This window comes from Kocuria sp. KSNUG (assembly GCF_049532735.1).
GTDB classification, from domain to species: domain Bacteria; phylum Actinomycetota; class Actinomycetes; order Actinomycetales; family Micrococcaceae; genus Kocuria; species Kocuria rhizophila.
Map to the genome: position 1 here is coordinate 219016 of NZ_CP150981.1, position 14425 is coordinate 233440.

Annotated in this window: 12 protein-coding genes; 4 read left to right on the top strand and 8 right to left on the bottom strand. The window is 66.4% G+C overall.

Features of this window, described 5'->3' with window-relative positions:
* Positions 1–486: 486 nt before the first annotated feature.
* The 8 genes from AABM36_RS00970 to AABM36_RS01005 all read right to left on the bottom strand — a co-directional run bounded on the left by AABM36_RS00970 (position 487) and on the right by AABM36_RS01005 (position 9421).
* Positions 487–2280, bottom strand: a complete 1794-nt coding sequence (locus AABM36_RS00970; RefSeq protein ID WP_423446766.1) for a GmrSD restriction endonuclease domain-containing protein — start codon at positions 2278–2280, stop codon at positions 487–489.
* 296 nt (positions 2281–2576) lie between these two features.
* Complete coding sequence (locus AABM36_RS00975; RefSeq protein WP_423446768.1) at positions 2577–3971, bottom strand: short-chain fatty acid transporter; 1395 nt, start codon at positions 3969–3971, stop codon at positions 2577–2579.
* A gap of 205 nt (positions 3972–4176) precedes the next feature.
* Positions 4177–5115, bottom strand: a complete 939-nt coding sequence (locus tag AABM36_RS00980) for a cytochrome c oxidase assembly protein (RefSeq protein WP_423446770.1) — start codon at positions 5113–5115, stop codon at positions 4177–4179.
* On the bottom strand, positions 5115–5654 hold the full coding sequence (locus AABM36_RS00985) for a DUF2243 domain-containing protein (protein WP_423446772.1): 540 nt from the start codon (positions 5652–5654) through the stop codon (positions 5115–5117). The genes AABM36_RS00980 and AABM36_RS00985 overlap by 1 nt, the downstream gene beginning before the upstream one ends.
* Positions 5655–5957: 303 nt before the next feature.
* Positions 5958–7148, bottom strand: a complete 1191-nt coding sequence (locus tag AABM36_RS00990) for an acetyl-CoA C-acetyltransferase (RefSeq protein ID WP_102614029.1) — start codon at positions 7146–7148, stop codon at positions 5958–5960.
* Positions 7145–7822 (bottom strand): CoA transferase subunit B, encoded by a 678-nt coding sequence (locus AABM36_RS00995; RefSeq protein WP_102614028.1) that lies wholly within the window; start codon positions 7820–7822, stop codon positions 7145–7147. The genes AABM36_RS00990 and AABM36_RS00995 overlap by 4 nt, the downstream gene beginning before the upstream one ends.
* A complete protein-coding gene (locus AABM36_RS01000; protein ID WP_102614027.1) occupies positions 7819–8559 on the bottom strand; it encodes a CoA transferase subunit A in 741 nt (246 codons plus the stop codon). Before AABM36_RS01000 ends, AABM36_RS00995 begins: the two co-directional genes overlap by 4 nt.
* 109 nt (positions 8560–8668) lie before the next feature.
* Positions 8669–9421, bottom strand: coding sequence for a 3-hydroxybutyrate dehydrogenase (locus AABM36_RS01005; protein WP_019309861.1), 753 nt, complete (start codon positions 9419–9421; stop codon positions 8669–8671).
* A 282-nt stretch (positions 9422–9703) separates the two neighbouring features.
* On the opposite strand from AABM36_RS01005, the gene AABM36_RS01010 reads away from it, so the two are divergent.
* The 4 genes from AABM36_RS01010 to AABM36_RS01025 all read left to right on the top strand — a co-directional run bounded on the left by AABM36_RS01010 (position 9704) and on the right by AABM36_RS01025 (position 14368).
* Positions 9704–11119, top strand: coding sequence for an MFS transporter (locus AABM36_RS01010; protein ID WP_423446776.1), 1416 nt, complete (start codon positions 9704–9706; stop codon positions 11117–11119).
* Positions 11120–11323: 204 nt separating this feature from the next.
* Complete coding sequence (locus AABM36_RS01015; protein ID WP_423446778.1) at positions 11324–12547, top strand: thiolase family protein; 1224 nt, start codon at positions 11324–11326, stop codon at positions 12545–12547.
* A gap of 154 nt (positions 12548–12701) precedes the next feature.
* Positions 12702–13505 carry an enoyl-CoA hydratase/isomerase family protein gene (locus AABM36_RS01020; protein WP_047979442.1) on the top strand — a complete coding sequence of 268 codons (804 nt, stop codon included), beginning with the start codon at positions 12702–12704 and terminating at the stop codon, positions 13503–13505.
* Positions 13502–14368, top strand: coding sequence for a 3-hydroxyacyl-CoA dehydrogenase family protein (locus AABM36_RS01025; protein ID WP_124109745.1), 867 nt, complete (start codon positions 13502–13504; stop codon positions 14366–14368). The genes AABM36_RS01020 and AABM36_RS01025 overlap by 4 nt, the downstream gene beginning before the upstream one ends.
* The last annotated feature ends 57 nt before the right edge of the window (positions 14369–14425 follow it).

Consider the following 14425-nt stretch of genomic DNA (forward strand, 5'->3'; position numbering starts at 1 on the left):
CATCGCAGCCATGGGAGGACATTAATTGTTTCTATTCACCAAAGCCTCTAGCTTAGTCTTCGGCCTCCTGGTCGTAGTGGCCACCAACAGTATCCCCGAACGAGATCCTCAAAACTCCCTGGTCTCCACGTGAAAACAACCTAACATCCGCTAGGCGGCACCATGTTCGGGCACTCTGACGACAGGTTCGATATAGGTAGTGGCGGCAGGCGGGTATAGTCCCGTCACGGACTGTACCCTGCCTGCCCGACAGCAAAACCAGTCGCCCTTTCAAATTTTCTGCGGCGAGCTTCGCAACCCTACCCGCAGTCGAAAGCGAGCCGCCCGCACGCCTAAAATAACTACCCTCGTAGCTTACCCAACAATACGGGCCCCGCATAAACACATAGGGGTACTATTCTCGTTGACATAATTCGCATCTCAAAATAAAATGCAGGTATTTTCACCCCGCTATGGTACAGGCTGAAATTAGGTACCTACACCTCCTTATTTTCGACTAAAACGAGCGACTAGCTCGAGAATTTCAGTACCTTTAAGTTGGTGGGTGGAATTACCCTGCCTTATATAAAAATTTCCATCCCAAGATACAGGAAGGGACATCGATTTTGGACGGAGGGCCCAAATGGCGTAACCCATGTAGTCAAATACGGAAAGCGTGCTTGCAAGCTGAGATGCAAAAGCCCCATCTAATTTAGATTTTTTGATTCGTTGAACTAGCCACTGCATATGTTGGTCCCTGTTCCACCCAAGAGCCGCTAGTTCATGCTCAGTACCCGTGACAATAAACTCACCCACTTCAAGCGGGTTGATCTTGTAGAGGCTAACTATTCTCTTTGCATGCTGAGGACGGTCCGCAACTCCAAAAAATATAAAGCCCTCTGCATCAGTGGAATGGTTTGCCATGGCCGATGCCGTACGGAGAACTGCCTCAAAAGCGTCCTCATCAAATATCTTGGATTCATCTAGACGTGTAAAACCCTGCTTTAACTCAAACAAAGAATGCTCGGTGAGCGCCATCTGCATTTGAATTTCGAACTCTGTTGCACTCTGCCGCGTACGCTGAGCGATCGGATCGTTGCTTTGTGCAAAGTACTGTTGAAGTACTGCCTTGATAGAATCGAACAATGGGCGCTTTCTGTTTGCCCCCCAATTACCTCCGCCAGCCGGCACAGTGAGATCCCTGTCCCAGAACCCCTCTAACTCTCTAGTCAATCCCGGCAGGTCAGATAATTCATTTCCTTGAACAAGGAGTTCATGGAGGGAAACAAAAACTGCATGGAAATAACGAGGGATTCCCCGAGGATTCCTTTGGGTTATTACCCAAGACGCCCACGGTTCTCCCGATTCAATAATAGTGTTTTTTATTATATCGAGAGTTAAAGTAAAGCTCTTCTCAATATTTTTTGTCCCAAGAGAATTTATGCGCTGAGCAACCGCACCTTCGGAGGTTGATGCGTTACCATCTCGTCCATATGCAGAGTTTCGGTAGGCACTTCCACTAACAGCCAGTGGATCGAGAATAATATCAAGAAGAATATCAAGAACCAGTTCTTCGTCTCGGGACTCGCGAACTGCATCTTTGTCGAGGATTCCGTTTTTTACCCAGAAGACATCTTCGCTTGGGATCCCGTAGGGCAGGTCTCTGTTTGTAATACTAATTTTAGGCATCTCCGCGAGGGGTAACATTTCAGAAAGCGTAGCATCTCCCCGAATGCTAGCGCTGATTCGTCTCACGAGGCCCGCCAGCTCGGACGTAACGCCCGCCTGACGAATTTCCTGCAAGCTTAATTTGCGCCCCGATGAGTTGATACGCCTAAAGACTTCGTCTACGGAGTCTTCTGTAGCAGAGCGATAGGTGGAAACCGGGAGTTGATAATTAACGATATCTACGCAAGTTTTTCTATCGAGGAGCGGCTCACGCTGGATGAAATCTCCCTCGTCGCGTCTCAACTTCGTGTCAGCCAGGGTGTCGAGATCAAAATATTTCCCGTTATAAGGGAATTCATTTTCGATAAACGAAAATATTGAGTTTAGGCGTTGTAGACCATCTATAATTTCGAGCTGGGGCAAGTTTTTGATCGAATTTTCTGCAAGCAAAACCAGCGGAATAGGTAAGTTACTGCGAATTGAGTCAATAAGCGCCTGTTTTTCTTCGACACCCCATACCAGTTTGCGCTGGTACCTCCGGTTTACAACAAAGTTGTTCTGCGCGTATTGCGTATAGAGATTTTGTAAACTTTGACCTAGAACGGTCAGTTCAGTTGCGTTTGACGGCGCCACGTCGTCACCTCTTCAGATTTGCAGTTGATTTCATATTATTTGAAATGGTCAGTTTTTAATCATGAAATTCAGCCCATTCCAGTATTTTCCAATGTTAATAATTATCTTACTGGTATCCGGTTTCGCAATTTTTCTAGCGAAATAAAATGCAAATAGTTTTTTGGAAAGCACCTTCACCCATCGGTCGGGGCAATAGCTGGGCCCATCGGTTCTACGAACTTATAGGGGCTGCCGCTTCGAAACCGCGCTACGGGAGCGTGTCGCGTTGGGAATTTTTAGAACGCTAGACGAGTGCGCTAATCCCCCGAACCCACCACCAGCATGGTGGCCCCGAAGACCAGACCGGAGACGATGAGCACCACGGTGGTGTAGCTCAGGATGTCGCGGATCTTCAGCCCGGCGATCGCGAGCAGGGGCAGGGCCCAGAACGGCTGGATCATGTTGGTCCACTGGTCGCCGTACGCCACGGACATGATGATCACGGACGGGTCCACGCCCAGGCGGGCGGCGGCGTCGAGCAGGATGGGTGCCTGGATGGCCACCTGACCGCCGCCGGACGGGACGAAGAAGTTGACCAGGCCCGCGGAGAGAAAAGCCAGCAGGCCCAAGGTCTCCGGGGTGGCGACCGCCACGATGGAGTCGGAGAGCACCTGGATCAGCCCCGTGGCGGTCATGATGCCCATGATCCCGGCGTACAGCGGGAACTGCAGCAGGATGTCGCCCACGTTCGCGGCGGCGTTCTTCACCAGGGCCATGACCTCGAACGCGTTGCGGGACAGCAGGAAGATCAGGGCCAGGAACATCCAGTTCACGATGTCCAGGGTGACGCTGCCGCCGCCCGTGAAGTGGATGATCAGATAGGCCACGAGGGCGAGACCCACCAGCAGGGTGGGGATCCGGGAGGCGTCCAGGCGGTCGGCGGGGGCCTCGATGGCGGGCTCGGGGATCTGCTGCTCGGACTGCGCGAGCGCCTCCGCGGTGATGCTGTGGGACTCGGGGACGGCACGCGGGGCCACGAGCCACAGGGCCAGCGCCACGAGGACCACGGTGACCACCGCTGCGGTCATGTTCCACCAGGAGAACGTGGTCTCGGAGACGGGGATGACGTGGCCCACCTGCTTCTCGATGAAGGAGCCGGGAGTGGCCGCGGTGAGCGGGCCCGAGCCCGAGTACCCCATGTGCCACACGGCCATGCCGGAGAAGCCGGCGGCCACGAGCATCGGGAAGCTCACGGGGGTGCCGCGCCGGGAGAACTCGGCGGCCACCTCGCGCGCAAGCAGCCCGCCCACCACCAGTCCGAAGCCCCACGTGATGAGGCACGCCACCGCGGCCACCACGAACACGAACACGTACGCGGCCAGCGCGGTCTGCGGCATGGCCGCGAGCCGCCCGAGCAGCGCCCGCACGGGCCGGGTGCTCGCGAGGGCGTGGCCCAGCAGAAGCACCAGGGCCATCTGGGTCATGAACGCGAGCAGTCCGGAGAGCCCGGCACCCCACCCCTCGATCACGGTCACGGGGCTCGCGTCCGTGAGGAGCAGCGCCATGACGCCGACCACCGCGGTCAGCACGATCGCGAAGATCAGCGCGGAGGGGATGAACCGCTCCACCACGTAGTTGACGGGGCGCATGGCGCGGGCCAGGACCGGTTCGGACGAGGCCGCTCGGGCCGGGGAGTGCTGCGGGGAGCTCATGGGGGTTCCTCAGGGGTGGTTCGGATCAGGTACCGCCCCGATCCTAAGGAAAGTGACATGCGTTACATGGCGTGCGCGCAGTGTGACGGCCTCGCGCGTCTCCCCGCCTCGTGCGCATCCGCAGTCCCGCCCGTCCCCCGCCTCGTGCCACGTGCCCACGACGGCGCGGCGCGGGCCCACGAGGCCCCGCTCCCAGCCCGTCCGCTCACGCCCGGTCGCGCGCCGTGACCTCCGGGCGGCGGGAGCCATCCACTCGCGGCACTGTGGCCCGGTGGTGGCCGAGGAACAGCAGCACGATGAGGGCCACGTCCACCACGTCCCCGCCGTAGTACATGAGCTGCGCCCCAACCTCCGCGTCCGCGAGCCCCACCCCCGCGGGCGGATGGGCGAACAGCCACTTGGCCAGGATGGAGTGGGCGGCGATGAACAGCACCAGGACGGCCGCGCGCACGCGGAAGGACGAGCGGTGCGGATCCGGATCCGGCCCAGCGATCGAGGCGGTGAACACGTACCCGGCCAGGAAGATGTGCGTGTGCACCACCGCGTGGCCGAGCGCCGAGGCGTGCATCCAGTGGAACAGCCCGGTGGTGTAGAGCAGCCACAGCCCGCCCACGTTGAGCACGGCGGCCACCGCGGGGTGCATCACGAACCTGATCCACGGGAACCGCAGCACCCGCGTGACCCTCCGGGCCCCGGCCGTGGGCAGCCCGCGCAGCAGCACCCGCACCGGGGCGCCCAGCACCAGGAGCAGCGGCCCGATCATCCCCACCAGCAGGTGCCCCACCATGTGCATCGTGAAGCTTGCGTGACCGGCCTGGGCCACGGGCCCCACCAGCCCGGCACCCACGCACGCCAGTCCCGCGAGGAAGCTGACCGGGCGCCAGGTGGCCACGCCGCGTCGCCCGCGCCCGGCCCACAGGCACCAGCAGTACGCCACTGCGGCGAGCAGCACGAGCGCGAGGACCAACCACTCGAAGAGCGGCCACGGGGCGGCCACCGCGGCGTCCGCGTGCCCAGCGGCACCACCACCGTGCTGCCCGTGGCCCCCGTGCCCCTGCTCCCCCGCGTGCACCGCAGCCGCGAGAAGCCCCGGGGGCGCGGAGAGCGTCAGGAACCCGGGGAGGATCAGAATCCCCGAGCCCATTACGCCGCCCGGTACGCCCGGGCGCCGCGCCGCATCACCAGGTACCCCACGAGCATGAGAACCACGGCCGTGCCGTTCCACACCAGGTCGTACGGCAGCAGGTCCACGCCGTAGCGGATCTGGTGGATGCCCAGCAGCTTGTGGTCCACGATCCCGTCGAAGAGCTGGAAGGAGCCGACGCCCAGGATCACCGCACCCACCCAGTGGGGCCAGTGCACCCCGCCACTGCGGCGCACGTCGGCCAGCATGAACAGACCCCACACCGTGATGAACCATGCAAACGCATGAAAGAAGCCGTCGGTCACGAGAGCGACCTCGTGCGTGGAGAGGTCGTAGAAGTGGTGCCACTGCAGGCCCAGGTGGAAGATGAACAGGTCGATCATGGCCGCCGCGATCCCGCAGCCGAACAGGAACCCGGACAGCGCGGCCCGCTTCCGGGTGCGGGTGACGTCCGGGGTCGACGCCGCCCGGTCGGCCGTCCTCTCGCTCCTCACCGATCCTGCGGACGGGGCAGCGGGTGTGGATTCCGGATGTGCCATGTTCCCTCCCGAGTCGCGCGGTGGCCCGTGGTCGGACGCAGCGCGCGTGTCCCGAGCGGGAACCGCACCGCCGCCCGCCGTCGGACCGCTTGCCCTCATCAGCCTACTGACGCGTGCGCTCCGTGGCACGGGTCTCGCACCCGCAGCGGCCGACATGACGTGTCCGCCCGGACCTGCGGGGCCACCACCCACCCCCGGGCCCGACCCTCCGCCCATGCCCCGGGCCACGAGAACGGGGTGCCCCGCTCTGGTGAGCGGGACACCCCGTCGGTCGTGCGGCGCCGCCCGGCGGCACCACTCGTGTCAGCGGCTCAGCAGCAGCGCCTCACCCTGACCGCCGCCGCCGCACAGCGAGACCGCGGCCTTGCCGGAGCCGCGCCGGGCGAGCTCCATGGCCGCGTGCAGCGCCAGGCGGGCACCGGACGCACCGATGGGGTGGCCCAGGGCGATCGCGCCGCCGTGGATGTTGACCTTGTCCATGTCCACCCCGAGATCCCGAACGGACTGCACGGAGACCGCGGCGAACGCCTCGTTGATCTCGATGAAGTCCAGATCCGCCGCGGTCCACTCCGAGCGGGACAGGGCGTGCTCGATCGCGCGCGAGGGCTGCGAGTGCAGGGACGTGTCCGGCCCGGCCACCTGCCCCGGCTTGCCCACCACGGCGAGCCAGTCCAGGCCGTGCTCCTCCGCGTAGCCGCGCGTGGTCAGCACGAGGGCGGCGGCGCCGTCGGAGATCGGGGAGGAGTTGCCCGCGGTGATGGTGCCGTCCTTGGTGAAGGCGGCCCGGAGCTTGCCCAGCCCCTCGGCGGTGGAGTCCGGGCGCACGCCCTGGTCCTCGGAGACCGTCACGGGATCGCCCTTGCGCTGCGGGATCTCGATCGGCGCGATCTCGTCCGCGAAGACGCCGCTCTGCTGCGCCTTGCCGGCCAGCTGGTGGCTGCGCGCGGCCACCCGGTCCTGCTCCTCACGCGTGATGGAGCGCTCGGAGTTGCCGGTCTCGGTCAGCTCTCCCATGGGGACCTGCAGCTCCACGTCCACGAGGCCGTCGTGGGCCAGTGAGTCGGCGAGGGTCATGTCCCCGTAGGACGTCCCCTTGCGAGCCCCCAGCGCCAGGTGCGGGGCGTTGGTCATGGACTCCATGCCGCCGGCGACGACGACGTCCGCCTCGCCCGCGCGGATCATCCGCGCGGCCTCGGTCACGGCCACCAGCCCGGACAGGCACACCTTGTTCAGGCTCATGGCGGGCACGGTCATGGGAAGCCCCGCGGCCACGGCGGCCTGCTTGGCGGGGTTCTGCCCGCCGCCGGCCTGCACCACGTTGCCCATGTAGACGTAGTCCACGTCCTCCGGGGCCACACCCGCGCGCTGGAGGGCGTGCTTGATGGCGTGCGCCCCCAGGTCCACGGCGCTCTGGGACGCGAGGGCCCCCAGCAGCTTGCCCTGCGGGGTGCGCGCCCCGTTGACGATCACGATGTCATTGGCGTTCTCTGTCACTGTTCCTCCTGAACGGGTACGGAATCGGGGGTCACGTCCACCAGATCCACCCGGTAGTTCGCTTCGGTCTTCTCGGCCACCTCGGCCTCGGTCACGCCGGGGGCCAGGGTGCGCAGCACCAGTCCGGCCTCCTCGACGTCGAACACGCACAGGTCCGTGATGATGCGGTCCACCACGCCCACCCCGGTGAGCGGGAGGTCGCACTCGCGCTTGAGCTTCGCGGAGCCGTCCTTGGCCACGTGCTCGGTGAGCACCAGCACGCGAGGGGTTCCGGCCACGAGGTCCATGGCGCCGCCCATGCCCTTGACCATCTTGCCCGGGATCATCCAGTTGGCCAGGTCCCCGGTCTCGGAGACCTGCATGGCGCCCAGGATGGCCATCTTCACGTGCCCGCCGCGGATCATCCCGAAGGACGTGGCGGAGTCGAAGATCGCCGCCCCCGGCTGCAGCGTGATGGTCTGCTTCCCGGCGTTGATGAGGTCCGGGTCCTCGTCCCCCTCGTACGGGAACGGGCCCATGCCCAGCACGCCGTTCTCGGACTGCAGCACCACGCTCACGCCCGGCGGCAGGTTGTTGGCCACGAGCGTGGGGATGCCGATCCCCAGGTTCACGTAGTCGCCGTCCGCCAGTTCCGACGCCGCGATGGCCGCCATCTCGTCGCGTGTCCAGCTCATGCCGCTCCTCCCTCGACGCCGCCCGCGCCCTGCGCGTCTGGCCGAGGCCGGGTGGTGCGCTGCTCGATCTCCTTGGGCGCTCCCGAGTACTGCACCACGTGCTGCACGTACACCCCCGGGGTCACGATGTGGTCCGGGTCCAGCTCGCCGGGGGCCATGATCTCCTCGACCTCCGCGAAGGTGACCCTCCCGGACGCCGCGCACACCGGGTTGAAGTTGCGGGACGTGCGCCGGTAGACCAGGTTTCCGTCCGTGTCTCCGCGCCACGCGTGCACCAGGGCCACGTCCGCCACGATCCCGCGCTCCTGCACGTACGTGCGGCCGTCGAACTCGGCGGTGGGTTTGCCCTCCGCCACGGGTGTGCCCACACCGGTGGCGGTGTAGAACGCGGGGATTCCCGCGCCGCCGGCCCGCAGCCGCTCCGCGAGGGTGCCCTGGGGGTTGAACTCCACCTCCAGCTCACCCTCCAGGAACTGGCGCGCGAACTCCTTGTTCTCCCCCACGTAGGAGGCCAGCACCTTGGAGACCTGGCGGTTCTCGAGCAGCAGCCCCAGACCCTTGCCGTCCACGCCCATGTTGTTGGAGACCACCGTGAGGTCCTTGACCCCGCTCTCCCGCACCGCCTCGATGAGATCCCGCGGGACACCGGAGAGCCCGAAACCGCCCACCGCGAGCGTCATGCCGTCCCGCAGGGTCTCGGCCAGCAGCTCCGCCGCGCTGTCTCTGAGTTTGGACATGGCCACCCTTTCGCATTGTGTGCACGTGTGATCCGCATCTCAGCGTAGACGGTCCGCGTCCCGGCCGCCGAACGCGTGGCGCGGCAGGTGCGCGGGCGGCGTCGTCGGCTCAGGAGGCCATCCAGCCGCCGTCCATGGCGTAGGAGGAGCCCGTGACCATACCCGCGGACGGGCCGGCCAGGAAGGCGATCAGCTCGCCCACCTCCTCGGGCTCCACGAGGCGCTTGATCGCGGACTCGGTGAGCATGATCTTCTCGACCACCTGCTCCTCCGGGATGCCGTGCGTGGCTGCCTGGTCCTTGATCTGCTTGTCCACCAGCGGGGTGCGCACGTAGCTGGGGTTCACGCAGTTGCTCGTGACACCGTGCGGCGCACCCTCCAGAGCCACGGCCTTGGAGAGCCCCTCGAGTCCGTGCTTGGCCGCCACGTACGCGGACTTGAACGCGGACGCCCGCAGCCCGTGCACCGAGGACACGTTGACGATCCGACCCCACCCCTGCTCGTACATGTGGGGGACGGCGGCGCGGATCAGCAGGAACGGGGACTCCAGCATGAGGGTGAGGATCCGGTGGAGGTCCGCGGGGTCGAAGTCCTGGACGGGCGAGACCTTCTGGATGCCCGCGTTGTTGACCAGCACGTCCACGTCCAGGCGCAGCTCCGCGAGCGCGGCGGTGTCCGTGAGGTCCACGGCCCACGCCTCACCGCCCACCTCGTCCGCGAGGCGCTGGGCGGCGTCGTGGTCGATGTCCGCGACCACCACGTGGGCGCCGCGCGCGGCGAGCGCCCGGACCGCGGCGGCTCCGATGCCGCTGGCACCGCCGGTCACGAGCGCCTTCTTGTCGTTGAGAGTGGTCTCGGTCATGTCGGGTGCCCTCACTCGCGGTGGTCTTTGCTCCAGGGTACGCAGGCCCGCCCCCGCCCGGAACGGTGCGGTCCTCGCGGCCAACCATGTCAGGACCGGGCGAGAGGTCGAGACGCCGAGCCCCTTGCACCCGACGTAACATATACGATTTGATACACGACACAGGTGACGCGGTTCACACCCAGCTCTACACTCACTTCACGACCAATTGGTCGGTTAATGCGTGACCCATCCGCCACTGGCACCCCACGGACTCCGGTCCGACGATCCTGGAGACCCCACATGGCAACCACCACAGCGCCCGCGCAGGGCCGCACCATGTCACGAGAAGAGCGCAAGGTCCTTGCGGGAACCCTCGTGGGCACCACCATCGAGTGGTACGACTTCTTCATCTACGCGCAGGCGGCCGCCTTCATCCTGGCGGCCCACTTCTTCAACCCCCTGGGGGCGGAAAACGCGCAGCTCGCGCAGGTGGTCTCCTGGGCGTCCCTGGGCATCAGCTTCCTGTTCCGCCCGCTCGGGGCCATCGTGGCCGGGCACATCGGCGACCGGTTCGGCCGCAAGGTGACCCTGGTGATGACCCTGTTCGGCATGGGCGCGGCCACCACGCTGATCGGCCTGCTGCCCACGTACGAGCAGATCGGCATCGCGGCACCCATCCTGCTGATCCTGCTGCGCATCCTGCAGGGCTTCTCCGCCGGCGGCGAGTGGGGCGGGGCGGCCCTGATGTCCGTGGAGCACGCCCCCGTGAACAAGCGCGGCCTGTTCGGCGCCTACCCGCAGATCGGCGTGCCGATCGGCATGCTCATGGCCACCCTGTTCATGTTCTTCCTGACCACCACCCTGACCCCCGAGCAGTTCGAGACCTGGGGCTGGCGCGTGCCGTTCCTCTTCTCCATCGTGCTGATCTTCGTGGGCTGGATCATCCGCCGCTCCGTGGACGAGTCCCCGGTGTTCCTGGAGATGCAGCAGCGCGCCAAGGAGTCCTCCGCACCCCTGGGCCAGCTGTTCCGCAAGAACCCGCGCGAGGTGCTCCTGGCCGCGCTGATCTTCGCGGGCAACAACGCCGCGGGCTACCTGGTGATCGCGTTCTTCGCGTCCTACGGAACCAAGGCACTGGGCATGTCCCGCCCCGAGACGCTGATCGCCTCCATCGTGGGCGGCGTGGGATGGCTCATCTTCACCATGCTCGGCGGGTGGATGTCGGACCGGATCGGGCGCAAGCTCACGTTCCAGATCGGCTACGGCATCATCATCCTGTGGGCCATCCCCATGTGGTGGATGCTCAACACGGCATCCCTGCCGCTGTTCGCGCTGGCCATCTTCATCCTCACCATGGGCCTGGGCCCGTCCTACGGTCCGCAGTCCGCGATGTACGCGGAGCTGTTCCCGGCCCGCGTCCGCTACTCGGGCGTCTCGATCGGCTACGCGCTCGGCTCGATCATCGGCGGCGCCTTCGCCCCCATGATCGCGGAGCTTCTGCTGGGCCGCACGGGCCAGGCCTGGACCATCGGGCTCTACATCGCCCTGCTGTCCCTGGTGTCCTTCATCGCGGTGTGCTTCGTGAAGAAGTCGGACCAGGGCAAGGACCTGCACGTGGCCGAGGTGCACGAGGAGTACGTGCGCTCCCACCCGGGCGAGAGCGTGGCCCCGGTGGCCGGCGAGCCCGAGACGGGCACGGACGCCGCACGCCACTGAGCCTCGCGCTCCACAGCTCCCGGTCGGTGTGCACTCGGGGGCTGACCGGTTCCCCACCGCGGGCCCGGCATCCGCCCAGGATGTCGGGCCCGCGGTCTGTCCGGATGGAGGCTGACATGCACGGTCACCGATTGACGTGGCTCACACGATCGGGGAACCTGAACTAGAACGAACGGTCAGTTATTGCGCCCCTGAGGAGATGCCATGTCCGAGATGCCCCACGCCTTTCTCGTCGGAGGAGCCCGCACTCCCGTGGGCCGCTACGGAGGGGCCCTGTCCTCGGTGCGTCCGGACGACCTCGCCGCCCTGTGCATCCGCTCCGTGGTGGAGGACTCCGGGATCGACCCCTCCCTGGTGGACGAGGTCATCCTGGGCAACGCCAACGGCGCCGGTGAGGAGAACCGCAACGTGGCCCGCATGGCGTGGCTGCTCAACGGCTACCCGGACACCGTTCCCGGGATCACCGTGAACCGGCTGTGCGCCTCGGGCATGTCCGCGATCACGATCGCCTCGCAGATGGTCAAGTCCGGTGCTGCGGACATCGTGGTGGCCGGCGGTGTGGAGTCCATGTCCCGCGCCCCGTGGGTCATGGAGAAGCCCACCACAGCGTTCGCCAAGCCCGGCGAGGTCTACGACACCTCGATCGGCTGGCGCTTCCCCAACCCCGCGTTCGTGGACGGTCCCCTCTCCCGGGACGGCAAGATGACCTACTCCATGCCGGAGACCGCGGAGGAGGTCGCCCGCGTGGACGGCATCTCCCGCGAGGACGCGGACGAGTTCGCCGCGAAGTCCCACCGCAAGGCGCTCGCGGCCATCGCGGCGGGGCACTTCACGGACGAGATCGTCCCGGTGGAGGTCAGGGGTCGCAAGGGTGCGGTCACCGTGGTGGACACGGACGAGGGCCCCCGCGAGGGCTCCACCACCGAGGTGCTCGCCAAGCTGCGCCCCGTGGTGAAGGGCGGCTCCGTGGTCACCGCCGGCAACTCGTCCTCGCTCAACGACGGCGCATCCGCCGTGATCGTGGCCAGCGAGCGTGCCGTGACCAAGTACGGTCTCACCGCCCGGGCCCGGGTGGTGGACGGCGCCTCCGCCGGTCTCGCGCCCGAGATCATGGGCCTGGGCCCGGTGCCCGCGTCCGAGAAGGTCCTCGAGCGCGCGGGCTGGTCCGTGGGGGACCTCGGCTCCGTGGAGATCAACGAGGCCTTCGCCACGCAGTCCCTCGGCTCCATCCGCCGCCTCGGCCTGGATCCCGAGATCGTCAACCGGGACGGCGGCGCCATTGCCCTCGGTCACCCGCTGGGCTCCTCCGGCTCGCGCATCGTGATCACCCTGATGGGCCGCATGGAGCGCGAGCGCACCGCCAAGGGCCTGGCCACCATGTGCATCGGCGTGGGCCAGGGCGCCGCCCTGCTGATCGAGCGGGTGTGATCCGGCCGTGACGGACACGAACACCACGCACGACGACGCCGCACGCGACCCCCGCGCGGACGGCACCACCGCAGCGTCGTCCTCGGAGAACGGGAACACGGCGGGGGCCGCCGCCCCCGGCACCACGGCCACCGGCGGCTCACCCGCGGCAGCCATCGCGGAGGAGCAGGCAGCGGGCGGAACACCCGCGTGGGCCGCGGACTTCGAGGCGCTGCGCGTGAGCGAGCGCCCGGACCGCCTGCACGTGGCCCTGGACCGCCCGGACGTGCGCAACGCGATCGACCAGGTCATGGTGGACGAGCTGCACACGGTGTGCGGGCACCTGGAGCGCGAGCCGAAGATCATGGTGCTCAGCGGCACCCGCGTGAACGGCAAGGGGATCTTCGCCTCCGGTGCGGACATCGCCCAGCTGCGCGAGCGGCGTCGTGAGGACGCCCTGCGCGGAGTGAACTCGCAGATCTTCGACCGGATCGCCAAGCTGCCCATGCCCGTGGTCGCTGCCCTGGACGGCTACGCCCTGGGCGGCGGCGCGGAGCTCGCGTGGGCCGCGGACTTCCGGATCGGCACGCCGCGCCTGAAGGTGGGCCAACCGGAGACCGGGCTGGGCATCATCGCAGCGGCCGGTGCCCTGTGGCGGCTCAAGGAGCTCGCGGGGGAGGCCCTGGCCAAGGACATCCTGATGGCCGGGCGCATCCTCTCCGCGGACGAGGCCCTGGAGGCCCGCCTGATCACCGAGATCCACGAGCCGGACGAGCTGCTGACCGCCGCAGACGCGCTCGCGGACCGGATCGCCGCGCAGGACCCGCTGGCCGTGCGGATCTCCAAGCGGGTGTTCGCCATGCCGCGCGAGGCGCACCCCCACGTGGACGAGCTCGCGCAGGCCGTCCTGTTCGAGTCGCAGGCCAAGTTCGACCGCATGCAAGCGTTCCTGGACCGCAAGAAGGAGCCCAAGAAATGACCGAGAAGACCGAGTCCGCTGTTCCCGCCACCGTGGGTGTGCTGGGTGGTGGCCGCATGGGCGCGGGCATCGCGCACGCGTTCCTGATCGCAGGATCCCGCGTGACCGTGGTGGAGGTGGACGCCCCCGCCGCGGAGGCGGCGAAGGAGCGCGTGGAGTCCGACCTCGCCAAGTCCCTGGAGCGCGGGAAGATCGACGGCAACCTGGACGTGTGGACCGAGGACTTCGCGGTCAGCGTGGACTACGCGGACTTCGCACAGTGCGACCTGGTGGTCGAGGCCGTTCCCGAGCTCTGGGACCTCAAGGTCTCCTCCCTGCAGAACGTGGAGGCCAACCTGCGTGAGGACGCGTGGCTCGCCTCCAACACCTCGTCACTGTCCATCGACGGGCTCGCCGCCGAGCTGCAGCGCCCCGAGCGCTTCTGCGGCATGCACTTCTTCAACCCGGTTCCGGCCTCCAAGCTCGTGGAGATCGTGGTGGGCGAGCGCACCGGGCAGGACATGCAGGATCTCACCGCGCAGTGGGTCGCGGGGCTCGGAAAGACCCCCGTGACCGTCAAGGACGCCCCCGGCTTCGCGTCCTCCCGCCTGGGAGTGGCGCTGGGCCTGGAGGCCATCCGCATGGTCGAGGAGGGCGTGGCCTCCCCCGAGGACATCGACAACGCCATGGTGCTCGGCTACAAGCACCCCGTGGGTCCGCTCGCGCTCACGGACATCGTGGGTCTGGACGTCCGGCTGGGGATCGCCGAGTACCTGGAGAAGGAGCTCGGCCCCCGCTTCGCTCCGCCGCAGCTCATGCGGGACATGGTGGAGCGCGGTGAGCTGGGCAAGAAGTCCGGGAAGGGCTTCTACGACTACTCCTGACGCCGCGCGCACCGTCCGAGCACGGCAGAGAGGTGTTCTGCACTGCAGCCCGCCACC

Coding starts and splice junctions, on each gene's coding strand:
- AABM36_RS00975 (WP_423446768.1), bottom strand. CDS start 3,971: ATGAGCTCCCCGCAGCACTCCCCGGCCCGAGCGGCCTCGTCCGAACCG.
- AABM36_RS00980 (WP_423446770.1), bottom strand. CDS start 5,115: ATGGGCTCGGGGATTCTGATCCTCCCCGGGTTCCTGACGCTCTCCGCG.
- AABM36_RS00985 (WP_423446772.1), bottom strand. CDS start 5,654: ATGGCACATCCGGAATCCACACCCGCTGCCCCGTCCGCAGGATCGGTG.
- AABM36_RS00995 (WP_102614028.1), bottom strand. CDS start 7,822: ATGAGCTGGACACGCGACGAGATGGCGGCCATCGCGGCGTCGGAACTG.
- AABM36_RS01000 (WP_102614027.1), bottom strand. CDS start 8,559: ATGTCCAAACTCAGAGACAGCGCGGCGGAGCTGCTGGCCGAGACCCTG.
- AABM36_RS01005 (WP_019309861.1), bottom strand. CDS start 9,421: ATGACCGAGACCACTCTCAACGACAAGAAGGCGCTCGTGACCGGCGGT.
- AABM36_RS01010 (WP_423446776.1), top strand. CDS start 9,704: ATGGCAACCACCACAGCGCCCGCGCAGGGCCGCACCATGTCACGAGAA.
- AABM36_RS01015 (WP_423446778.1), top strand. CDS start 11,324: ATGTCCGAGATGCCCCACGCCTTTCTCGTCGGAGGAGCCCGCACTCCC.
- AABM36_RS01025 (WP_124109745.1), top strand. CDS start 13,502: ATGACCGAGAAGACCGAGTCCGCTGTTCCCGCCACCGTGGGTGTGCTG.